Below are 20,710 nucleotides of genomic sequence, written 5' to 3' on the forward strand. Positions count from 1 at the left end.
GCCGCAAGCAAGGTGGCGATGCAGCCGCCGACCGTTCCGCTTCCGCGACGCGACTTCAGACCAGCGCGCGGCCGGCGAGCCGTTCCAGCACGCGCAGCGGCGAGCGCTCCGGGTAGCGCTGCGCGGCGACCGGCACGTAGTAGGTCTGTTCCAGCATGAAGCGGCCGGACAGCACGGCGTGCGAGGCCTGGTCGGAATAGACGATCCAGGTTTCGCCGGGCTGGAACTCGGCGGCGGTCTTGGCGACTTCGCGCTGGTAGTCGAGATCGGCCTTCATGGCGTCGTGCAGCGCCAGCATGTAGTGATCGTAGGCGCTGCGCTTCGACTTGGTGATCTTCACCAGCGCCATCAGCCGCGCCTGCAGCGGGCTGTCGGGCGGCAGGCGCGGGAAGAAGCGCGCGGCGACCTGATCGAACGGCTCGCCGACGTTCCAGCGGCGCGGCTCGCCGTGCGGGTTGACGTTGTTGAAAAAGCGCAGCAGGCGGCGGCCGTGCACCGGCGTGGCCGGAAAGGCGTCGACGTGCAGGCGCGTGTCGTCGTGGCGCCAGGACTTCGGCACGCGGCCGGCGATCTCGGCCGGGCGGTAGCTGGTACGTCCGTCGCGCATCTGGCCGGCGTACGGCGCGAACAGCTGCAGCGCCAGCGCCCGGGTCGAAGCGTGATAGCGGCCGAGCATGCCGCGCAGCAGCGCTTCGAGCGGGGCGTCGCCGTCGGCGCCTTTGACCGAATCGTCGGCCGGGTTGTAGCTGATGTTCTTGCGCGCGCCGCTGAGCAGGCGGTCGGACAGCAGGATCTGCTCGTCCGCGTTCACGACGAAGGGCAGCGGCAGGCGCAGCACGCAGCCGGCCTCCAGCACGTCGAGCGCGTGCGCCGCCAGCTCGGGCGCCACCGGCGCGTGCCAGTCGCGGATCGCCAGCGTTTCGATCGGGTTCATCGTCGGGTCCGGGACCAAAGAGGCGCCCAGTATAATGGCCGGCATTCCCCGGCCCGCGGTTCAAAATGTCCAAGCTCAAGGTGATGCACGTCGAAGCCGGCGAGAACTTCTACGGCGGCGCGCGTCAGGTCGCCTTCCTCGTCGATGGGCTCGCCAGACGCGGCGTCGACAACGTCGTCGTCTGCCCGCGCGGCTCGCTGACGGCGCGGCGCATCGCCGAGCTGCCGGTGACGCTGCGCGAGATTCCGATGCACGGCGATCTCGACCTGCTGCTGACGCCGCGCCTGCTCGGCCTGCTGCGCGCCGAGAAGCCCGATCTGCTGCACCTGCACAGCCGCCGCGGCCCGGAAATCCTCGGCGCGATCGCCGGCCGCCTGCACGGACTGCCGATCGTCTACTCGCGCCGCAACGACCACTACGAATCGCCGCGCGTCACGCGCTTCAAGTACCGCCTCTACGACCGCGTCGTCGCGATCTCGGCGGCGATCGGCCAGGTGCTGCAGGACAGCGGCGTGCCGGCCGGCAAGATCCGCGTCGTGCGCAGCGCCTTCACGCCGGACCCGGTGACGCCGCTGTCGCGCGACGCGCTGCGCGAGACTTTCGGCCTGCCGCACGACGCGTTCGTGATCGCGATCGTCGCGCAGCTGATCCGCCGCAAGGGCCACGCCGTTCTGCTCGAAGCGATGCCGCGGCTGCTGCAGGCGATCCCGAACCTGCACGTGCTGTTCTTCGGCAAGGGCGGCTTGCAGCAGGAGCTCGAACAGCAGATCGTCGGCGCCGGCCTCGGCGCGCGCGTCACGCTCGCCGGTTACCGCGAGGATCTGCCGGCGCTGCTCGAAGGCCTCGATCTCATCATTCATCCGGCGTTCGCCGAAGGCCTCGGCGTGTCGCTGCTGCAGGCCTCGGCGAACGGCGTGGCGATCGTCGCCTCGCGCGCCGGCGGCATTCCGGAGGCGGTGCGCGACGGCGTCAACGGCCTGCTGGTGCCGCCGCACGACGTGCAGGCGCTCGGCGACGCGATCATCGCGCTCGCCGGCGACGATGCGCGCCGCCACGCGCTCGGCGCCGCCGGCCGCCGGCTGATCGCCGAGGAGTTCTCGGTCGACGTCATGGTCGACGGCAACCTCGCCGTCTACCGCGAACTGCTGCCCGAGGTGCGCCCATGAGCGGCATCAGCATCTTCATGTATCACCAGGTCGGCCGCTTCGCGCCGATGCGCGACCATCGCGCCAACTACTGCGACGTCGACCGCTTCCGCGCCCAGCTGCGCTATCTGAAGCTGATCGGCGCCAGCGTGCTGTCGATGAGCGATGCGCTCGCCGCGCTGCAGGGCCGCCGACCGCTGCCGCCGCGCGCCGTGGTCCTCAGCTTCGACGACGGCTGCGAGAACTTCCACGAGTACGCGCTGCCGGTGCTCGAAGAGTTCGGCTATCCGGCGATTGCCTACGTCATCGCCGGCATGACCGGCGGCAAGGCCGAATGGCTCGCCGCCGCCGGCCATCCGACGCCGCCGCTGATGGACTGGTCGCGTCTCCGCGAGATCGCCGCGCGCGGCGTCGAGATCGGCAGCCATGCCTACCACCACGTGCGCCTCGCCGGCCTCGACGCGGCGACGCTCGCGCACGAGGTGACGGACAGCAAGCGCCGCATCGAGGACGAGCTCGGCCAGGCCGTGCCGCACTTCTGCTATCCGTACGGCTCGCATGATCTGGCGACGATGGACGCCGCCGCCGCTGCCGGCTACCAGTCGGCCGTCACCTGCCAGCGCGGCGCGGCGACGCCCGCCTTCGATCCGCTGGCGCTGCCGCGCAAGGGCATTTCCTACGGCGACAACGCCCTCGGCTTCGCCTGGAAGCTGCACACCAAGGACCGCCCGAAAGGCGCCGCGCTGCACCGCACCGCCTGAATCCGGCCGCCGCCGGCGGCGACCCGTTTTTTCACCTTCCATAGACGTGGCGCACCGCAGAGTGCGCGCCAGATCGCGCCCCGCTCCGGGCGCGTACCGTCGCGGGAGGTGCCGGCATGCGCATCATCATGGTCGAACACAGCCACCTGCTGGGTGGCGTCGAGCGCCATGTCCTCGACCTGCTGCTGGCGCTGCGCGCGAACGGCCACACCGTCTGCTTCGCCGGACCGCTCGACGGCTGGCTCGGCGAGCAATGCCAGCGTCACGATCTGGCGACGCTGGCGCTGCCGATGCGCGGCATGCTCGACGTGCTGTCGGCCCTGCGGCTGGCGCGCTTCGCGCGGCGCTGGCAGGCCGACCTGCTGCATGGCCATACGCAGCGCGGCACGCGCTACGCGACCTGGGCCGGACGCTGGACCGGCATCCCGGCGCTGGCGACCGCGCATTCCACGCATGCACACCGCCGCTTCGAGCGCGCCGCACGGACGATCTGCGTATCCGACGCGGTGCGCGCATCGCTGCTCGCGCACGGCCTGCCGGCCGCGCGGCTGACGCGCATCCATTCCGGCATCGCCGATCCGGCGCCGCTGGCGCCGCCGCGCGGCGATGCGCGGCGGATGCTCGGCCTCGGCGACGACACGCTGGTGCTCGGCATGATTGCGCGCTTCGTGCGCGCCAAGGGGCATGAAGTCGCGATCGAGGCGCTGGCGCGGCTGCAGCGCGCGAACGCCGTGCTGCTGCTGGCCGGCGCCGACGACAACGATCAGGCCGAGGCCATGCGCCGGCTCGCGGCGGAGCGCGGCGTCGCCGGCCAGATCCGCTTCCTCGGCGAGCGCAGCGACGTGCCGCGCATTCTCGCCGCCTGCGACCTGGTGCTGGCGCCCTCGCATCGCGAGGCGCTGTCGCTGGCGCTGCTCGAAGCGGCGGCGATGGGCGTGCCGGCCGTCGCCAGTCGCGTCGGCGGCATTCCGGAAGCGGTCGAGGACGGCGTCACCGGCCTGCTCGTGCCGGATCGCGACCCGGCCGCGTTCGCCGCCGCGATCGCCCGCCTCGCCGACGATCCGGCCGCGCGCCGGCAGATGGGCGCCGCCGCGCGGCAGCGCTTCCTGCTGCGCTTCGCGCGCGAGCGCATGTGCGAAGCGGTCGAGTCCGTGTACCGCGAAGTGCTCGACGCGCACGCACCGCGCCGGCTCGGCGCCGGCGCGCCGCTGGCGACCTACTCCAGCAGCCCCATCAGCCGCAGATAGCGCTGTGCGCTGGTCGTCGCACGGTATTCGTCGACGGCCTGCTGCAGCGTGGGCGCCGGCAGCGGCGCGCGCAGCGTCGCCGCCATCGCCGCCGCCAGCCCCTCGTCGTCGCCGATCCTGACCAGCGCGCCGTAGCGGCCGCGGTCGAGGATTTCGATCGGCCCGCTCGGACAATCGGTCGACACGCTCGGCACGCCGAGCGCCAGCGCCTCGGTCAGCGCATTCGGCGAACCCTCCCAGGCCGACGACAGCACGAACAGATCGGCGCGCGACAGCCAGGCATACGGGTTCTTCTGGAAGCCGGCGAGCAGCAGGCACTCGGCGACGCCGAGTTCGGTCGCGAGCTGCACGAGCGCCTCGCGATCCTTGCCCTCGCCGAGCAGGATCAGCCGGCTCGGCTGCTGCGCCTGCAGCCGCGCGAACGCACGCAGCAGCGTCGGGAAATCCTTCTGCCGCGTCAGGCGGCCCATGCCGACCACCACCGGCAGCGTCTTGTCGGCGAGCCAGGCGTGCGGCACCGGCTCGGCCGCCTGCGCGGCGAGCCGCGCGGTGATGACCGGATTGCGGATCACGTGCACGCGCGACTCGGGCAGGCCGGTGACACGCACGGTGTCGTCCTTGACGCCCTGCGAGACGGCGACGACGCCGGCGGCATGCGGATAGATGCGGCGCATCGGGAACACGCGCAGCCAGCGGCTGAACGCGTCCTTGCGCTCGAGCGCCGCCGACAGATTGGTGCCGAGGCGGATCCACACCGGCACCTCGCTGCCGCTGCGGCGCTTGGCCTTCAGCGCGGCGCGTCCGGCGCGGTCCTTGGCGACCAGCAGCGCATCCGGCCGCACCTCGCGCAGATAGCGCGCGATCTCCGGCACCGCGGTCCACGCGTGCCGCGCCTGGAGCTGGATCAGGTTTACCGTTGGCGGCACGCGCGAAGCGTGCCCGCCGGCCGACTTGATCGCCAGCAGGTCGACCTGCACGGTGTTGGCGAACTCGGCGCAGAGGTTGGTGACCATGCGCTCGACGCCGCCGTCGCCGGAGAAGGAAATCAGTACACCCAGGCGCTTCATCAAAGCTCCACGTCGGAAGCGCGCGGCGGCAGGCCGAACGCGCGCAGGTATTCATCGGTCGCCGCTTCGATCTCGTAGCGGCGCGCGGCCGCCTGCAGCGTCTCGCGCGGCAGCGGCGCGTCGAGCAGCTGCGCCAGCGCGGCGGCCAGCGCCGCGTCGTCGTCGACCGCCACCAGCGGGCCGTAGCGGCCGTCGGCGAGAATCTCGCGCGGGCCGCTCGGGCAGTCGGTCGCCGCCGACGGCGTGCCGCAGGCGAGCGCCTCGATCAGCACGAAGCCCAGCCCTTCCCAGCGCGAGGCCATCGCGAACGCGTCGGCGTGCGCCATGAACGCGTAGACGTCGCGGCGGAAACCGGGGAAATCGACGTCGGCGCCGACGCCGAGCCCGGCGGCGAGCGCCTGGAACTGCTCGCGCTGGCCTTCCTTGCCCTTGCCGACGATCACCAGTCGCGCCGCCCGCTGCGCGCGCAGCCGCGCGAAGGCGCGGATCAGCGTGTCGCAGCCCTTGCGATGCGACAGCTCGCCGACGGCGACGATCACCGGCACGGTCTGGCCGGCGCCGAACCACGGGTGCTCGGGCGGCGGCGGCTTCTGCGCGAACAGGCTCGCCGGCACGACCGGGCTGGCCACCGCGCGGATGCACGCGCGCGGCAAGCCGGTGTACGCGCTCATGTCGTCGGCGACCGCCTCGCAGGTGACGATCACCTGATCGGCGTGGCGGTACAGATGGCCCATCGACCAGCGCTGCAGCGCGCGCTCGAACGCGCCGCGATGCTGCAGGTCGATCGAAATCGTCGTGCCCGAGCTGAGCACGAGGCGCGTGTCGCGCGCGCCGGCCAGCCAGCGCGCGGCGAGCGCGGTGCGGTTGACGCGATCCTTGTCGGCGAGCAGCGCGGCCGGCCGCTCGCGGCGCAGATAGCGCACCAGCGCCGGCAGCGCCGCGTAGGTGGTACGCACGCCGGTGTCGATGACCCGTACGTTCTCGGGAATCTCGGCCAGATTCGGCCCGTGCTTGCGCACCTTCAGCAGGTCGACCGCATAGCCGCGTGCGGCCAGCGCCGGAATCAGGTGCTGCATCGCGCGATCGACGCCGCTGTGCCCGGACGTCGACAGGAAGATCGCGATGCGCCGGCGGTCGACGGCGCCGCTCATGCCAGCCACGCCAGCGGGTCCTGCTCGCTGCCGGGCACGGCGCCGGAGTTCTCGATGAAGAGGCGGTGCCAGATCGCGAACTGCATCAGGCTCCACAGCTCGCGCGTGACGTCGCCGCGCGCGCGCTGGCGATCGAGCAGCGCCTGCACCGCCGCCGGCTCGCACCAGGCTTCGATCGCCGCCGATTTCGGCAGGCGCCGGCCGAGCGCGTCGAGAAAGCCGGCGTCGCGCATCCAGGTGCCGACCGGCACGTGGAAGCCGCGCTTGTGCCGCCACAGGTGATCCTTGGGCAGGAAACCCTCGGCCCAGCGCTTGATGAAGACCTTGCCGGCCTTGCTCGAAACCTTGAGCCGGCCCGGCAGCGTCAGGCCGAACTCGACGACGCGATGGTCGAGGAACGGCACGCGGCCCTCGATGCTGTAGGCCATCAGCATGCGGTCGGCCTTGACCAGCAGATCGTCGGGAAGATTGGTCTGCAGGTCGGCGTACTGGCGGCGCTGCAGATCGGTCCAGCTCTTCGGCGTCTCGCGCCAGGCGGCGATCACCGGTGCACGGTAGCGCGCCAGCGCCGGCTGCAGCGCCGGCTTGAACAGCCGCCGTACCCACTGTTGATCGAGTTCGGCACGGACGCGGAAACCGCCGCTGCCCGGATAGCGCAGCTGCTTGAACCAGCGCTCGAACGGATCGGGCCGGTAGCGGCCGTAGCCGGCGAAAGCCTCGTCGCCGCCCTCGCCGCTGAACACGACTTTCAGCTCGCGGCCGGCGGCTTCGGCCAGCGCCAGCGTCGGCAGGCAGGCGTAGTCGCGCATCAGGTCGTCGGCCGCCCACACCGCGCGCGGCAGGCGGTGGAACACGGCGCGGCTGTCGAGACGGATCGCGCGGTGCTCGGTGCCGAACTGCGCGGCGATGCGGCCGGCGTCGTCGAGCTCGTCGCTGCCGCCGTCCTGCCAGCCGATCGAATAGGTCTTGATCGGCTGCGAGTGCAGGCGCTTGAGCTGCGCCAGCAGCACCGCCGAATCGACGCCGCCGGACAGGAACACGCCGTACGGCACGTCGGAGCGCATGTGCTCGCGCATTACCTGCTCGAACAGCGGCTCCCACTCGGCGACCGCGTCCTCGTAGCTGCGCTCGCGCGGCGCGCCGACGTCACGCGCCGACCAGTAGCGGTGCGTTTCGGTCCTGAGGTCGGCGCTGATGCGCAGCGCCGTGCCCGGCAGCAAGCGGCGCACGCCGCGGATCACCGTGTCGGCGCCGGTCGAGAACTGGTTCTGGAAGAACTGCGCGAGCGGCTCCGGCGCGATCTCGCGCTGCGGCAGCAGCGGCAGCAGGGCCTTCAGCTCGCTGGCGTAGAGCACGCGGTCGCCGAGTTCGGCGACGTACAGCGGCTTGATGCCGAGCCGGTCGCGCACCAGCCACAGCTCGCGCTGCGCGTGGTCGTACAGCGCATACGCGTACATGCCGTGCAGGCGCTTGAAGCTCGACGGCCCCCACTGCGCGAAGCCGTGCAGCGCGACCTCGCTGTCCGAGCCGGTCAGGAAACGGTGGCCCAGCGCCTCCAGCTCGCGGCGCAGCTCGATGAAGTTGTAGATCTCGCCGTTGCAGACCAGCGCGTAGCGGCGCGCGGCATCGAACAGCGGCTGGTGGCCGCCGGCCAGATCGATGATCGCCAGACGCTGATGGGCGATGCCGAAGCTGCCCGAGACGTAGGTGCCGGCGTCCTCGGGGCCGCGGTGCTCCAGACACGAGGCCATGCGCAGCAGCTCGGCCTCGGCGACCGGGCCGTCGCGGCGCACCATGCCGGCGATGCCGCACATGACTCAGCTCCGGGCCGGCAGCGCCGGCGGCGGTTCGATGGGGCGACGGTCGGGGTTGCGCACGGCGATCGGGCTCATGCCGCGATTATTGCACGCGCTCCGTCGGCGCAAGACGACCGTCCTGTTTCAGGACTCCGGATCGAAGCGGTAGCCGAGCACGTCGATGTCGCGCGCGAAATAGCGGCCGACCAGCTCCGCGAGATCGTCGCTGTAGTAGCGGCGGTAGTCCTTGCTGCGATCGGTCGCCTGGCGCTTGTGCGGCAGCTGCGGCGTCGGCACGCCGATGCGCTTGCAGATCACGTCGAAGTCGTCCTGCAGGCGTTCATAGCGGCCGAGGTAGTCGGTCAGCACCTTGCCGTGCAGGTCGATCAGATAGTCGGTCTGCACCGTGATCGCGGTGTCGAGGTGGTACTGGTACGGGCGCTGCGGATCGAGCTTCCAGCGCGTGAAGTCCTCGAACGACTCGTGCCCCTCCAGCAGATGCGGACGCTCGCGCTTGAGATGGTGATAGGAGCTGACCTGCAGATCCCAGGGATTGCGCACGAACGCGAACTTGAACAGCCCGTCGAAGAACTCGTGCGGCAGCATTTCCTGCGCGGCGATGATCTTGGCGTGGCGCGGCAGCTTGGCGGCGATGCGATGGCCGGTCAGGTGCGAAAGCCGCGAGCAGATGAACTGGGCGATGTAGTACGGGTCCTTCCACTGCAGCGACTTGAGCGCGGCGCGCACGCTGGTGCCGCCGGTCTTGGCGATATGGACGTAGAGGAAGTTGTAGCGGTTCGAAAGGATCATAGATGCGAACTAGAGTTGAGGTTCGCCGGTAAGCGGCGCTTAAGGATCTCGGTGATCGGTGGCTCGCCTGCAGCGCACACTTCGCCAGAATGCGACAGCGCCTCTCCGGCGATGACGCGCTCATAAAGCACCTGATAGCCGACAGCCATGTCGGCAACGCTGGTCACACGCTCGCGGCAGCGGCGCGCCCACAGAGAACGCTCTGCCGGCGACATCGCCAAAGCGCGCCGCGTCGCTTCCAAGGCTTCCTCATAGCTATGCACCATCCAGCCATTGACGACGATGCGTTCGGCTGCGCCATAGGTTGGTGGCGGCACTTGAAACGGCGTCGATGCGAAATGGACGATATGCATGCGCTCAGCTCAGCCTGCGACCGGGGTGCAGACAGCGTCGGAGAAACAATGGCAATGTCGATGCTTCATGCTGAAGCCCCTTTCGCTGCACCGAATGCAACGGTGTCGCGCATGCGCTTCAACAACTCTCCAGCCAGATGCCGCGCTCCGTATTCACGCATGACGGCGAAACGCTCCTCATAGCGCTCGGGGGCGTCGTCAACGGCCATGGCGCTCTCCATCGCTTCGGCGAGCAAAACATCGGAATCCGGGGGAACCGCACGGGCAGTCGCGCCACAGCGCGCAAGCAGCTCGCAGTCCGGGCTTTCTGGCTTCGCAATCAGCAGATACGGCCGGTTAACCACCAGCGATTCCACCGTCTTGGTCAGCGAATAGACGGGCTCCTCGTTGAGATTATCCATGGCTAGCAGCACATCAGCAGCCGCCATCAACGCCAGAACATCCTGGCAGTAACCAACGCGCTCGACATGCTCCGTCAAACCTAGTTCGGTGACGGCGGCATCCAGCCTGCGGCTCGGCGGTCCAGCGAAGGTGAACCGCGCCTGCGGATGACGCGTAAGGTACCGCTGGAAGGCGCGCAGCAACAGCGCTGGATCACGCTTACTGTTAAACGATCCAATATAGGCGAAGCGGTGCGCGAACGGACGCGGCGCCAGAAAGATGGGATCGGGAGCAACATGAGGCACGATTACGCCCCAGTCGGGATGAGGGAAACGCAGCCTTTTGCTCTGATAGTCGCGTGTCTTGGCATTGGTGAAGGTGCACGCTTGCGCACGGTCGGCAAGCCGCTGGAAGTCAGCCTGTCGCTGCCGATCCAGCGGCGGATCGGCAGGCGGCGGGAACGGATCGCTGAAGTGCAGCCATAGCGGCAGTCCATGCCGCACCGCGAGACGGTAGCCAGCCATCAGGCTACTATCCGGCCAGGCACGGGCATAGACGAGATCGACAGGCCTGCGCAAACGGGCCGCCGCAACGCGGCGTGACCAAAGGTAGAGGTTGCAATCCAAGCCGTCGGTCAGTCGAGCCCAGGCACGGAAGAGCCATTTCGGATCGCGCGGCTGCACCGGAAAAACCTGCACCTCAAGCCTCGGGTGCGTATAACCCAGCTCCGCGCGGTCGGACGTTACGAGTGTGACGAAGGCACCCGCGTCGAGCATGCCGCGGACGAGGCGCCCCGTGCAGATGCCCTCGGCCTTGCGGTCGAACAGTGCGCTAACAACCAAGACATGCAAGGGTTGGTCACAGTTACCAATCGCCATAGAAGCCTGAAACAATTCGTTAGGAATCCCTAAGGAAGGTCTGAAAAACTCCGTCATTGCGAGGCCGCGCAGCGGCCGTGGTGATCCAGAGACGTCATCTGCCCCGTGCGCCACTAAATGGCTTCGTTGCCTACGGCGCCTCGCCACGGCGATGGATGAGCTTTTTCAGAGGTTCCCTAATATCTACATAAGGATAATGGAAACCGGAGTGGCAGAATTGGTCGTCCCGAAATTTGCAGGGAGCCGCGGCGAGAACGCCAGTCATCGCTGCGGCTGCTGCGCCTATCGAACAGGTAGCCGATGAGCGGCACATCAACAGACCGCAGATGAGTAAAGCCGGCCAGGACTCGGCATAGGCAACCTCTGAATAACTCCGTCATTGCGAGGCCGCGCAACAGCCGCGGCAATCCAGATACGTCGCTGGCGCAGGGAGCTGCAGGATGGCTTCGTCGCTTCCGGCTCCTCGCAATGACGGAATAGGAACTTATTCAGATCTTCCCCGGGCTACGACGAACTCATCGTCGATCGGAGTGATGAGGCGACGCACGCGCCCGTGGCGCCGCTCCAGCTTCAGCGCCGGTGCGGGCGCAGCGCGTCGAGCACGAGATGCCGTGCGTAGCGACGCAGCTCCGGCGCGTCGAGCAGGCCGCGCGCGGCCAGACCGGCGCGCAGATCGCGGACGTGACCGAGCAGGCGCGGCAGCGCGGCGGTGCGTGCGGATTGCTTCGGAAAGGCCAGGGCCGCCAGATCGGCGGGCGACGGCTCGACGCCGCAGTCGCGCCACAGCCGCGCCATCGCGTGCAGATGATGGCCGCGCATGGCGTCCGGCAGCCGCGCGATCGACTGCGCGGGGTGGCGCCGGTAGCGCACCAGCACCTCGGGCAGCATGTCGATGCGCGCCGCCAGCGCCGTCCGCGCCAGCAGTTCGTAGTCCTCGGCGCAGGCGAAATGCTCGTCGTAGCGCAGGCCGAGCGTCCGCAAGGCCGCGACGCGCAGCATCACGCTGCTGTGCAGGACCGGGTTGCGGAACGCCAGCCGCGTCGCCAGCCGCCGGTGGTCGAGCCGCTCGGCGCGCCGGTTCAGCACCTGTGCCGGAGATTCCGAGGCGAACACTTCGTAGCCGCTCGCGCACAGCGCGCAGTCCGGATGTCGTTCGAGGAACGCCACCTGCGTGGCGAGGCGCTCCGGCAGCGCGAGGTCGTCGGCGTCGAGGATCGCCAGATAGCGGCAGCGGGCACCGTCGAGAATGCGGTTGCGGCTCGCCGGGATGCCGCGCGGCGGCTGACGGAGCACCCGCAGCCGCGGCCAGTCCGCGGCCCAGCGCTCGGCGAGCGCCGCCGTGGCGTCCGTCGAACCGTCGTCGAGCAGCACGACATTGAAATCGTCGAAGCGCTGCGCGCGCAGCGACGCCAGCGTCGGTTCGAGATGGGCGGCGGCGTCGCGGGCGATGATCGCGACGGTGACCAGCGCTTCGGGGAAACGCTCGACCGGCGCATCGGACTCGGCGGAATCGTGGCGCAACGTGATCGGCATGCCAGAGGAGCGGAAGCACCCATGATAGCGTGCGCGGCGTCGCGACCGTCGCGGCGTCAGCCCCCTCCGCCATTGCCCGCCATGCCCGTTTTCGTGATCTCGCTGCACGCCGCCGAACCACTCTGCACCCGGCTGCATCAGCAGCTCGGCGAAGCGCCGACGGTGCTCGGCATCGACGGACGGCCGATGCCGGCATCCCGCTACTTCGAGCTCAACCGCGCGCGCATTCGCCGCCGCCAGCGCCCGCTGACGCCGGGGGAAACGGGCTGCGCGCTCTCGCATCTGGAAGCCTGGCGCCGCCTGCTCGCCTCCGGCGCCGACGCCGCGCTGATCTTCGAGCACGACGTGCAGCCGGGCGCGGCGCTGGCACGCCTCGACACGCAAGGCTTCGCGCCGCATTTCGACGTCGTCGTGCTCGGCTGCCAGCAGGGGCTCGAAGGCGAGCAGCTCCTGTACGGGCGCCGCCTGCCGGCACCGGCCGGCGCGGCGGAACCGCCGCTGTTCGCGGTGCCGAGGCGCTTCACCCGCTATCTGTTCCGCAGCACCGCCTACTGGCTCCGCCGCGACGCCGCTGCGCGCCTCGTCGAAGCGCAGGAGCGCTACCTGCGCCCGGCCGACAGCTGGGGCCACTGGACCGGCGAGCTGGGCCTGCACCTCGGCTTCGTCGATGCCTGTGCGCACCCGCTCGATCTCCGCGACAGCCTGCTCGAAGGCGAGCGCCAGGCGATCGGCTACTCCCTGCCGCGCCCGTCGTGGAAACAGTGGCGCGCGCGCCTGCACGACCGTTACGCGCGCTGGCGCGGCGGTCTCGAACGCTGCTGCGCCGGGCCCGCGCTGTCAGGTCAATGACCAGACGCCGCGCCCGCGCCACCCTAGCCTTCAGCGTGCAGCCAGCTGGCTGCGACACACTGCGCAGCGCAGCGCTTCACGGCCGTGTAGAAACGCGCTCGCCTGCCGCGTCGCGCCGCCCTGGACGGCCGCCGTGATCGCACGTTACGGAATGATCTAGACCATGAGCCCCTCCGACCTCGGCAACGGTGCCGAAAGCCCGGACCCCGCCACAATCCCCCCGCCGCTGCGCGTGGCGCTGCTCAGCAATCTGCTGCACCGGCCGTGCACCGGGCTCGGCGGCGTCGAGCGCTGGGGCGTCGAGCTCGCCAACGGCCTGCGCGCACGCGGCGCCGAGGTCTGGGTCCTCGCCAACGCCCCGCTCGGCAGCCGGCCGTGGGACGAGCGTCTGGATCCGCGGGTGCGCGTGCAGACCGTCGGCGGCTCGCGCGGCATGGCCATCTTCAACACCTGGCGCTGGGCGCTGCACCACCCGGACACGGTGCTGGTCTCGGCCTCGCCGCGCTACAACCTGATCGCCAGCGACGTGCGCCGCCTGCCGGGCCTGCGCCTGCACACGGTGCTGACCGCGCACGAGCACCTCACGTACGCGACCGGCCTGCAATCCGCGGCGCGCCAGCGGCGCCGCCGGCGCGAGCTGCGGCCGCGCTACGCGGCCGCCGACGCGGTGGTCGCCGTCAGCGCCGCGATCGGCGCCGACCTGGTCGAACACTGGGGCGTGCCGCGCCAGCGCCTGCACCTGATCTACAACCCGCTGTCGCCGATGCCGCCGCTCGGCGCCCCGCCGCACCCGTGGCTGCGCGAGCGGGCCACGCCGGTGGTCCTGGCCGCCGGCCGGCTGACCGATGCCAAGGGCTTCGACACCTTGCTCGCCGCCTTCGCGCGCCTGCGCGAGGTCTCGCCGGCACGCCTGCTGCTGTGCGGCGAAGGTCCGCTGCATGGCACGCTCGAAGCGCGCATCGCGCAGCTGGGGCTCGGCGAGCGCGTGCAGCTGCTCGGCCACGTCGAGCCGCTGCACGACTACCTCGGTCACGCCGATCTGTTCGTGCTGTCGTCACGCTACGAAGGCCTGCCCTATGTGCTGCTCGAGGCGCTGCAGGCCGGCTGCCCGGTGGTCAGCACCGATTGCCCGAGCGGCCCCGCCGAGATCCTTGAGCAGGGCCGCTACGGCGATCTGGTGCCGGTCGACGATGCGGACGCGCTGGCCGCCGCGATCGGCGCGGCGCTCGGCAGCGGACGCGCGGCCGTGCAGGCGCGCCTGCAGCAGCGCGCCGCGGCGTTCTCGGCGAAGCGCGCGGTATCCGCCTACGAAACGCTGTTCCGCAGCCTCGGCGGGCCGCGACCCGGCACCAGCGGTGCGGCGCCGGCGCGGTTGCCGGCGCATTAGGCCTGTTGCCGCCGTTCAGCTGCCGGCCGCGGCCGACGACGGCAGGCGCACGGCGGCAGCCGAGGGCGCCGGCCGGGCGCGGACGCTGCGCCACCAGTGGCGCCAGATCGAGACCCGGTGTTCGAGCTTCTTCAGCGGCCCCAGCGGCGCCCGGCGCAGCAGCGCGAGATAGAGATCGCGCTCGGCGGCGGTCGGCTGCGGTCGCGACTTGAACTCACCCTTGACCCGCGTCAGCCAGCTGGCGTCGATCTCCAGGCGGCGGCGCAGATGGGCGATCAGACGCCGGAGCCGGTAGTTCTCGCGCAGGCCGCGCGCGTAGTTCGATTCGCGCTCGACGCTGTCATTGTCGCCGTGGAAGCGGTAGTGCACGCTCGGATGATCGAGGAACAGCGTGCGCGCCGCGCGCAGCGCGGCGTTGCAGACCAGCACGGTGTCGGCCCCCATGCGCCAGTCGGCGGCGATCTCCGGGGCGATGTCGAGCGCGTGGCGCGCCCAGGCCCGACGCATCGAAATGCCGGACGTCGGCACGCCGATCCAGCGCTGTCCGAAGGCGACCGCCAGCACCGACAGCCCCGCATCGTGGTCGCGTCCCTGCGGCAGCCAGTAAGCGAAGCGCGCCTTCCACGAGCCGCTGCGCCGGCCGCAATAGGCGAGATCGGCGTAGACCACGTCGTAGCGCGCCGGTAGCGCGTAGGCCCGCCGCAGCCGTTCGAGGTGGTCGGGCGCCCAGTAGTCGTCGGCGTCGAGAAAGCAGACCACGTCGCCGCGCGCGACGTCGACCGCGGCGCGCATCGCCGCGTACTGCCCGGCGTTCTCATGCTGAAAGATCAGGCGCACGCGCGGATCGTGGCCGTAGGTCTGCTCGAGCCAGTGCGGCGAGCCGTCGGTCGAGGCATCGTCGACGACGATGACCTCGAGTGGCGCGTGCGTCTGCGCCAGCGCCGAGGCGATCGCCTCGGGCAGGAAGCGCCCGTAGTTGTAATGGTTGATCGCGACCGAGAACCGCAAGCCGTCCACGACGAGCCTCCTTTCAAGAAGGCGCCGTCTCCAGGATGCGGCGCCACAGCGCGGCGACGGCCTGACGCTCCGCCACGAAGCGCGAGGCCTCGACCAGCGAGCCCTGCGCCTGCAGCGACTGCGCATGCGTCCACGCGCGCAGGCTGCGATAGGCGGCGATCAGCGCGTCGCGGTCGGCGTCGTCGAGGCTGCCGGCCCGCGCCAGCGCTTCGAGCTGGCGCCAGTTGTCGCTCCACTCGACGATCGCCGCGTCGCGATGCGCGTCGCGCAGCACCAGGTACTGGGCGATGAACTCGATGTCGATCAGCCCGCCCTCGCCCTGCTTGACGTCCCAGCGGCCGCTGCCCGATTTGTCGAGGTTGGCACGCATCTTCGCGCGCATGTCGACAATGTCGTGACAGAGCGTGGCGGCGTCGCGCGTGCGCATCAGCACTTCGCGGCGCACGGCGGCGAAGCCGTCGGCGATCGCCGCCGTGCCGGCGACACAGCGCGCGCGCGTCAGCGCCTGGTGCTCCCAGGTCCACGCCGACTCGCGCTGATAGGCCGCGAAGCTGGCAAGACTGGTGACGAGCAGGCCCGATTTGCCGTTCGGGCGCAGCTCCATGTCGATTTCGTAAGCGCGGCCGGCCGGCGTCTGCGTCGCCAGCCAGTTGATCAGGCGCTGCGCGAGGCGCGCGTAGAACACGCCGTTGTTGATCGCGCGGGCGCCGCCGACGGTATCGCCCTCGAGCTGGTCGCAGTCGTGCAGGAAGACGAGATCGAGATCCGAGCCGTAGCCGAGCTCGATGCCGCCGAACTTGCCGTAGCCGATCACCGCAAAGCCGGCCGCCATGCCGTCGGCGCGGTGCGGCGCGCCGTATTGCTCGCGCATCTCCAGCCAGGCGCGCTGCAGCGCCTCGTCGACCAGCGCCTCGGCGAGCCAGGTCAGGCGGTCGCTGACCTGCACCAGCGGCAACTGCCCGGCGAGGTCGGCGGCGGCGATGCGCAGCGTCATCTCCTTCTGGTAGCGGCGCAGCAGGTCCATGCCGGCCTCGGTATCGGTCGGCGCCAGCTCGGCGGTGCGGCGCGCCAGCTCGCGGCGCAACTCGTCGCGGTCGGGCGGCGCGTACAGCGTGCGTGGATCGAGCAGCGTGTCGAGCAGCACCGGCGACTGCGCGATGAACGCCGTCAGCCACGGACTGGCGGCACACAGGCGCACGAGCTGGATGCGCGCCACCGCGTTGTCGTGCAGCAGCGCGATATAGGTCGAGCGTCCGGCCAGCGCCTGCACGACGCCGAGCGTGCGGCACAGCGCCGTCTCCGGCTGCGGCTGCTCGCGCGCCGCCGCCAGCAGCGCACCGAGCAGGACCAGCAGCTTCTGCTGCGCGCCTTCCGACATGGCACGCACCAAGCGCACGCCGCGCAGTTCGTCGAAGGCCTCCAGCACGCGCTGCGGCTCGCGCCCGAAGCCGGCACCGGACAGCGCGTCGAGCGCCTCGTCCGCCTCGACGAGCCCGAACCACAGCGCGCGTACCAGGCGCGCGTCCGGACCGTCGGCCTCGCCGCCGCGCTCGGCGAAGATGCGGCCGAACTGCTGCTGCACGATGTCGCGCACTGCGCCGAGCCGCGCTTCGAGCGCCGCCCAGTCGGCGACGTCGAGCGCCGCGCACAGCGCCGCGCGCGCCTCGTCCTGCCGCGGCAGCGCGTGCGTCTGCTGGTCGGCGTACATCTGGATCGCGTTCTCGAGCCGGCGCAGGAAGACGTAGGCCTCGTCGAGCTCGGCGGCGACTGCCGCGTCGAGATGGCCGGCTTCGCCGAGATAGCGCAGCACCGGCCGCAGGCGCGTGTCGCGCAGCGCCGCCTCGGCGCCGCCGCGCACCAGCTGGAACGACTGCACGATGAATTCGAGCTCGCGAATGCCGCCGTTGCCGAGCTTGACGTTGTCTTCCTGCCCGCGCCGCACGACATCGTCGGCGATCAGGCGCTTGAGCTCGCGCAGGCTGCCGATCGCGCTGTAGTCGAGATAGCGGCGGTAGACGAACGGCCGCAGTGCCTGCAGCAGGCCGCGCCCGGCCTCGATGTCGCCGGCGACCGGCCGCGCCTTGATCAACGCATAGCGCTCCCACTCGCGGCCGTGCACCTGGTAATACTCTTCCAGCGCGGCGAACGACGCCGACAGCGCGCCGGCCGAGCCGAACGGCCGCAGCATCAGGTCGACGCGGAACACGAAGCCGTCCTCGGTGACCGCGGCCAGCAGCTTCTGCACATCCTGCGCGAGCTTGGCGAAATACTCGTCACTGCTCAGCGCGCGCGCGCCGTCGGTCTCGCCGGCGGCGCGATGGCAGAAGATCAGGTCGACGTCCGACGAAAAGTTCAGCTCGCGGCCGCCGAGCTTGCCCATGCCGAGCACGGTCGGGCGAATCGGCTCGCCCTGCGCGTCGCGCGGCACGCCGTGGCGTGCCTGCAGGCGCCGCTCGCTGGCGCCGAGCGCGGCCTCGATGCAGGCCTCGGCGAGGCCCGAAAGATCGGCCAGCGTCTCGTCGAGCGGCGCCAGACCGGCGATGTCGCGAAAGGCGATGCGCGCCATCTCGGCGCGACGGTAACGGCGCAGGGCGCGCATCAGCGCGGCGTCTTCGTCCAGCCTCGCCAGCGCGGCGAGCGCGTCGGCGTAGGTGCCGGGCGCATGCGGCGCGGTCCAGGCGGCGAACGACTCGCCGTCGTCGAGCAGGCGCGCGCAGGTCTCGCGCACGAAGCGGCTGGCCGCGAACACGCGCGGCGCGTCGATCGCGAGCGCCGGCGCGCGCGCGGTGAAGCGGTTTAGCAAATCGGAATCGGACATGGTCGTGGCGAATGCGCACGCCTCGCGGCGGCAGCAGCCGTGCGTGGCGGACAGCGATGGGAATGGGCGGCGCGCTTCACGCGGCGGCGTGCACCGGCGGCCGGCGCTGCGCCCAGGGTTGTGCCTGCTCGAGTTGCGCGGCGAGGCGGATCAGCAGGCCTTCGCCGCCGGGCGCGGCGCCGAACTGCACGCCGAGCGGCAGGCCGTCGGCGGTCCAGTGCAGCGGCACCGACATCGCCGGCGTGCCGGTGAGGTTGGCGAGCTGCGTGAACGGCACCCACTTCAGGTTCTCCTGCACCATCTGCTCGACGATGCGGGTCTTCAGCACCAGGCCTTCGAGATGCAGCGCCATCAGCACGCGCAGTACCGCCTGCTGCCAGCCCGGCGTGCGGATCTCGCCGACGCGCGCCGGTGGCAGCGCCAGCGTCGGCGTCAGGAACAGGTCGTAGCGCTGGTGGAATTCGCCGAGGCGGCGCGCGTAGTCGTTCCAGCGCAGATAACCCTCGACGTAGGTGTTGGCGCGCGTCGCGCGGCCGAATGCCGCCATCGCGTGCGTATCGAGTTCGAAACCGTCGTTGCCGCTGCCGGTGCGGCGCTTGACCTCGTCCATGGTCGCCGCGCAGGTCGCGAACCACATGGTGATGAAGTCCTTGCCGAGCTGCATGCCGTCGATCTCCGGCTCGGCTTCCTCGACGTGGTGGCCGAGCGATTCGAGCAGCCGCGCGGTGTTGCGCACCGCCTGCATGGCCTCGGCGTCGACCGCCGTGCCGATCGGCGAGCGCGTCGAGAAGGCGATCGTCAGACGGCCCGGATCGCGGCCGACCTCGTCGAGATACGGTCGCTCCGGCGGCGCGATGTGGAACAGCGAGCCGACCTCGGGACCGTGCGTGGCGTCGAGCATCGCCGCGCTGTCGCGCACGCTGCGCGTCAGCACGTGGTCGATCACCGCGCCGTGCATGCGCTCCATGAAGTGCGGGCCCTGCGGCGTGCGGCCGCGGCCCGGCTTGAGGCCGAACAGGCCGCAGTGGCCGGCCGGGATGCGGATCGAGCCGCCGCCGTCGTTGGCGCCGGCGATCGGCACGATGCCGGCCGCGACCGCCGCAGCCGAGCCGCCGCTCGAACCGCCCGGCGTGTGCGCCGGATTCCACGGATTGCGGCACGGCCCCCAGGCCTGCGACTCGGTGATGCCCTTGGCGCCGAACTCCGGCACGTTGGTGCGGCCGAACACGACGACGCCGGCGCGCAGCCAGCGCTCGACGATCTCGGCATGCTCGGCCGGCGCAAGGCGCGCGTTCTTCAGCGCGCGGCAGCCGTACGAGGCCGGCACGCCGGCGTATTCCTGGAAGATGTCCTTGGCCAGGAACGGCAGGCCGGCGAACGGTCCGCTCAGCGCCGTGGCGGCGCGCGCGCGCGCGATCTCGTGCATCGGCATCACCACCGCGTTGAGCTGCGGCTGCAGGCGCTCGGCGGCGGCGATCGCGGTCTCCAGCAGCTCCAGCGGCGTCACCTCGCGGCGCTGCACGAGCTCGGCCAGACCGAGTCCGTCGTAGCGCGCGTAGTCGGCGGCGGAAATCATGGTTCTCCTCCCCAAAGGTTCGTCCTGCGACATAGAGTAGCGGCTCGCCCGTGCGCACAGCGGAGATTCGACGATGCCGAGCCCGACGACCGATCCTGCGACGGACTTCGTCGCCGCGACGCCCGCGCCGGCCTGGGCGCGCGCGCTGCGCCGCTTCAACGACTGGTGGCTGGGCGACATCGGCGGCGGCCCGCGCGTGCTCAAGTTCGCCTGGATCATCAACGCCCAGAAAGCCGGCACCTTCTTCTTCCTCGGCGCGCTGATGGCCTTCTATGCCGGACGCACGCCGGCCGCGACCTCGACGGCGGCGTGGATCTACCTCGCGCTGCACGGCAGCTACGGACTGGTCTGGCTGATCAAGGATCTCGCCTTCTCCGATCCCAACTGGCAGAAGCGCGTGACCTGGGGCGCGGCGGCGGCCGGCGCTTTCGGCCTGGCGATGTACTGGAGCTTCGGCTGGCTGCTGATCTCCGGCACCGCGCAGCCGCGCTATCCGCTGCCGGACGGCGCCTGGTACTGCCTCTGCATCAGCCTGTGCCTGCTCGGCAGCGTCATCATGATCGCCGCCGACGCGCAGAAGTACTACACGCTGCGCCTGCGGCGCGGCCTCATCACCGACGGCCTGCACCGCTACGTGCGCCATCCGAACTATCTCGGCGAGATGATGCTGTACGCCGGCTTCGCACTGCTGGTCGGCCACTGGCTGCCGTGGCTATGGCTCGCCTACGTCTGGAGCACGCTGTTCGCGACCAACATGGTGATGAAGGAAGCGAGCCTGTCGCGCTATCCCGGCTGGGCCGCCTACCGGCGCCGCAGCTGGTGGCTGATTCCCGGCCTGATCTGAGCCGCGCGCGCTCCAGCACCGCCCGGGGCGCGCCACGAGTCAGGCGCCGGCGGCGCAGCCGCGGTTCGCCAGACGAGTCGGCGCGGACGACCTCCCGTCACCGCCGGCGTTCAGGAGCGGAAGATGAAATAGACGGCACCGCACATGTGTCAGCGCGGCCCAG

Annotated in this window: 17 protein-coding genes; 6 read left to right on the forward strand and 11 right to left on the reverse strand. The window is 70.8% G+C overall.

The window, feature by feature from the left end; translation table 11 throughout:
- Window positions 1-55: 55 nt before the first annotated feature.
- A complete protein-coding gene (gene kdoO / locus H149_RS0114310; RefSeq protein WP_020650452.1) occupies window positions 56-934 on the reverse strand; it encodes a Kdo hydroxylase KdoO in 879 nt (292 codons plus the stop codon).
- A 65-nt stretch (window positions 935-999) separates the two neighbouring features.
- Here kdoO and H149_RS0114315 point away from each other — a divergent pair, with 65 nt between their 5' ends.
- The 3 genes from H149_RS0114315 to H149_RS0114325 all read left to right on the forward strand — a co-directional run bounded on the left by H149_RS0114315 (window position 1,000) and on the right by H149_RS0114325 (window position 4,087).
- Window positions 1,000-2,100, forward strand: a complete 1,101-nt coding sequence (locus tag H149_RS0114315) for a glycosyltransferase (RefSeq protein WP_020650453.1) — start codon at window positions 1,000-1,002, stop codon at window positions 2,098-2,100.
- Window positions 2,097-2,840, forward strand: coding sequence for a polysaccharide deacetylase family protein (locus H149_RS0114320; protein ID WP_020650454.1), 744 nt, complete (start codon window positions 2,097-2,099; stop codon window positions 2,838-2,840). The genes H149_RS0114315 and H149_RS0114320 overlap by 4 nt, the downstream gene beginning before the upstream one ends.
- Before the next feature lie 116 nt (window positions 2,841-2,956).
- Window positions 2,957-4,087: a glycosyltransferase gene (locus H149_RS0114325; RefSeq protein ID WP_020650455.1), complete on the forward strand. Its 1,131-nt coding sequence runs from the start codon at window positions 2,957-2,959 to the stop codon at window positions 4,085-4,087.
- Here the strand turns inward: H149_RS0114325 and H149_RS0114330 are convergent.
- The 7 genes from H149_RS0114330 to H149_RS23310 form a co-directional block, all read right to left on the reverse strand.
- Entirely contained in the window at window positions 4,057-5,154 is a 1,098-nt protein-coding gene (locus tag H149_RS0114330) for a glycosyltransferase (RefSeq protein ID WP_020650456.1), read from the reverse strand. The two genes, H149_RS0114325 and H149_RS0114330, sit on opposite strands and share 31 nt — an antisense overlap.
- Complete coding sequence (locus H149_RS0114335; protein ID WP_020650457.1) at window positions 5,154-6,305, reverse strand: glycosyltransferase; 1,152 nt, start codon at window positions 6,303-6,305, stop codon at window positions 5,154-5,156. The genes H149_RS0114330 and H149_RS0114335 overlap by 1 nt, the downstream gene beginning before the upstream one ends.
- A complete protein-coding gene (gene asnB, locus H149_RS0114340) occupies window positions 6,302-8,119 on the reverse strand; it encodes an asparagine synthase (glutamine-hydrolyzing) (protein WP_020650458.1) in 1,818 nt (605 codons plus the stop codon). Before asnB ends, H149_RS0114335 begins: the two co-directional genes overlap by 4 nt.
- Window positions 8,120-8,245: 126 nt before the next feature.
- The gene (locus H149_RS0114345) at window positions 8,246-8,911 is read right to left on the reverse strand and encodes a sulfotransferase family 2 domain-containing protein (protein ID WP_020650459.1); all 666 of its coding nucleotides are present in this window, start codon (window positions 8,909-8,911) and stop codon (window positions 8,246-8,248) included.
- On the reverse strand, window positions 8,908-9,264 hold the full coding sequence (locus H149_RS23305) for a hypothetical protein (RefSeq protein ID WP_154654826.1): 357 nt from the start codon (window positions 9,262-9,264) through the stop codon (window positions 8,908-8,910). The genes H149_RS0114345 and H149_RS23305 overlap by 4 nt, the downstream gene beginning before the upstream one ends.
- Before the next feature lie 65 nt (window positions 9,265-9,329).
- Window positions 9,330-10,523 carry a glycosyltransferase gene (locus H149_RS0114350; protein WP_020650460.1) on the reverse strand — a complete coding sequence of 398 codons (1,194 nt, stop codon included), beginning with the start codon at window positions 10,521-10,523 and terminating at the stop codon, window positions 9,330-9,332.
- A gap of 570 nt (window positions 10,524-11,093) precedes the next feature.
- The gene (locus H149_RS23310; RefSeq protein WP_020650461.1) at window positions 11,094-12,056 is read right to left on the reverse strand and encodes a glycosyltransferase family 2 protein; all 963 of its coding nucleotides are present in this window, start codon (window positions 12,054-12,056) and stop codon (window positions 11,094-11,096) included.
- A gap of 81 nt (window positions 12,057-12,137) precedes the next feature.
- Between H149_RS23310 and H149_RS23315 the strand changes: the two genes are divergently transcribed.
- Window positions 12,138-12,905, forward strand: a complete 768-nt coding sequence (locus tag H149_RS23315) for a glycosyltransferase family 25 protein (RefSeq protein ID WP_020650462.1) — start codon at window positions 12,138-12,140, stop codon at window positions 12,903-12,905.
- A gap of 163 nt (window positions 12,906-13,068) precedes the next feature.
- A complete protein-coding gene (locus tag H149_RS21120; protein ID WP_083930994.1) occupies window positions 13,069-14,292 on the forward strand; it encodes a glycosyltransferase in 1,224 nt (407 codons plus the stop codon).
- A gap of 15 nt (window positions 14,293-14,307) precedes the next feature.
- Here H149_RS21120 and H149_RS21125 read toward each other — a convergent pair whose 3' ends face one another.
- The 3 genes from H149_RS21125 to H149_RS0114380 form a co-directional block, all read right to left on the reverse strand.
- A complete protein-coding gene (locus H149_RS21125) occupies window positions 14,308-15,309 on the reverse strand; it encodes a glycosyltransferase family 2 protein (protein WP_020650464.1) in 1,002 nt (333 codons plus the stop codon).
- A gap of 13 nt (window positions 15,310-15,322) precedes the next feature.
- A complete protein-coding gene (glnE, locus tag H149_RS0114375; RefSeq protein ID WP_020650465.1) occupies window positions 15,323-18,127 on the reverse strand; it encodes a bifunctional [glutamate--ammonia ligase]-adenylyl-L-tyrosine phosphorylase/[glutamate--ammonia-ligase] adenylyltransferase in 2,805 nt (934 codons plus the stop codon).
- A 76-nt stretch (window positions 18,128-18,203) separates the two neighbouring features.
- Window positions 18,204-19,703 carry an amidase gene (locus H149_RS0114380; protein WP_020650466.1) on the reverse strand — a complete coding sequence of 500 codons (1,500 nt, stop codon included), beginning with the start codon at window positions 19,701-19,703 and terminating at the stop codon, window positions 18,204-18,206.
- Between the two features lie 73 nt (window positions 19,704-19,776).
- Between H149_RS0114380 and H149_RS0114385 the strand changes: the two genes are divergently transcribed.
- A complete protein-coding gene (locus H149_RS0114385) occupies window positions 19,777-20,547 on the forward strand; it encodes a methyltransferase family protein (RefSeq protein ID WP_020650467.1) in 771 nt (256 codons plus the stop codon).
- Window positions 20,548-20,710: the final 163 nt, after the last annotated feature.

Origin of the sequence: Solimonas variicoloris DSM 15731, assembly GCF_000382285.1 — a bacterium.
GTDB classification, from domain to species: Bacteria; Pseudomonadota; Gammaproteobacteria; order Nevskiales; family Nevskiaceae; genus Solimonas; species Solimonas variicoloris.

Bases quoted from the DNA above. Each gene is read 5' to 3' on its own strand.
- asnB (WP_020650458.1), bottom strand. From the start codon at position 8,119: ATGTGCGGCATCGCCGGCATGGTGCGCCGCGACGGCCCGGTCGCCGAG.
- H149_RS0114325 (WP_020650455.1), top strand. From the start codon at position 2,957: ATGCGCATCATCATGGTCGAACACAGCCACCTGCTGGGTGGCGTCGAG.
- H149_RS23305 (WP_154654826.1), bottom strand. From the start codon at position 9,264: ATGCATATCGTCCATTTCGCATCGACGCCGTTTCAAGTGCCGCCACCA.
- H149_RS0114345 (WP_020650459.1), bottom strand. From the start codon at position 8,911: ATGATCCTTTCGAACCGCTACAACTTCCTCTACGTCCATATCGCCAAG.
- H149_RS0114335 (WP_020650457.1), bottom strand. From the start codon at position 6,305: ATGAGCGGCGCCGTCGACCGCCGGCGCATCGCGATCTTCCTGTCGACG.
- H149_RS0114330 (WP_020650456.1), bottom strand. From the start codon at position 5,154: ATGAAGCGCCTGGGTGTACTGATTTCCTTCTCCGGCGACGGCGGCGTC.
- H149_RS0114385 (WP_020650467.1), top strand. From the start codon at position 19,777: ATGCCGAGCCCGACGACCGATCCTGCGACGGACTTCGTCGCCGCGACG.
- H149_RS23310 (WP_020650461.1), bottom strand. From the start codon at position 12,056: ATGCCGATCACGTTGCGCCACGATTCCGCCGAGTCCGATGCGCCGGTC.
- H149_RS0114380 (WP_020650466.1), bottom strand. From the start codon at position 19,703: ATGATTTCCGCCGCCGACTACGCGCGCTACGACGGACTCGGTCTGGCC.
- H149_RS0114320 (WP_020650454.1), top strand. From the start codon at position 2,097: ATGAGCGGCATCAGCATCTTCATGTATCACCAGGTCGGCCGCTTCGCG.
- H149_RS23315 (WP_020650462.1), top strand. From the start codon at position 12,138: ATGCCCGTTTTCGTGATCTCGCTGCACGCCGCCGAACCACTCTGCACC.
- H149_RS21120 (WP_083930994.1), top strand. From the start codon at position 13,069: ATGAGCCCCTCCGACCTCGGCAACGGTGCCGAAAGCCCGGACCCCGCC.
- kdoO (WP_020650452.1), bottom strand. From the start codon at position 934: ATGAACCCGATCGAAACGCTGGCGATCCGCGACTGGCACGCGCCGGTG.
- glnE (WP_020650465.1), bottom strand. From the start codon at position 18,127: ATGTCCGATTCCGATTTGCTAAACCGCTTCACCGCGCGCGCGCCGGCG.
- H149_RS0114315 (WP_020650453.1), top strand. From the start codon at position 1,000: ATGTCCAAGCTCAAGGTGATGCACGTCGAAGCCGGCGAGAACTTCTAC.
- H149_RS0114350 (WP_020650460.1), bottom strand. From the start codon at position 10,523: ATGGCGATTGGTAACTGTGACCAACCCTTGCATGTCTTGGTTGTTAGC.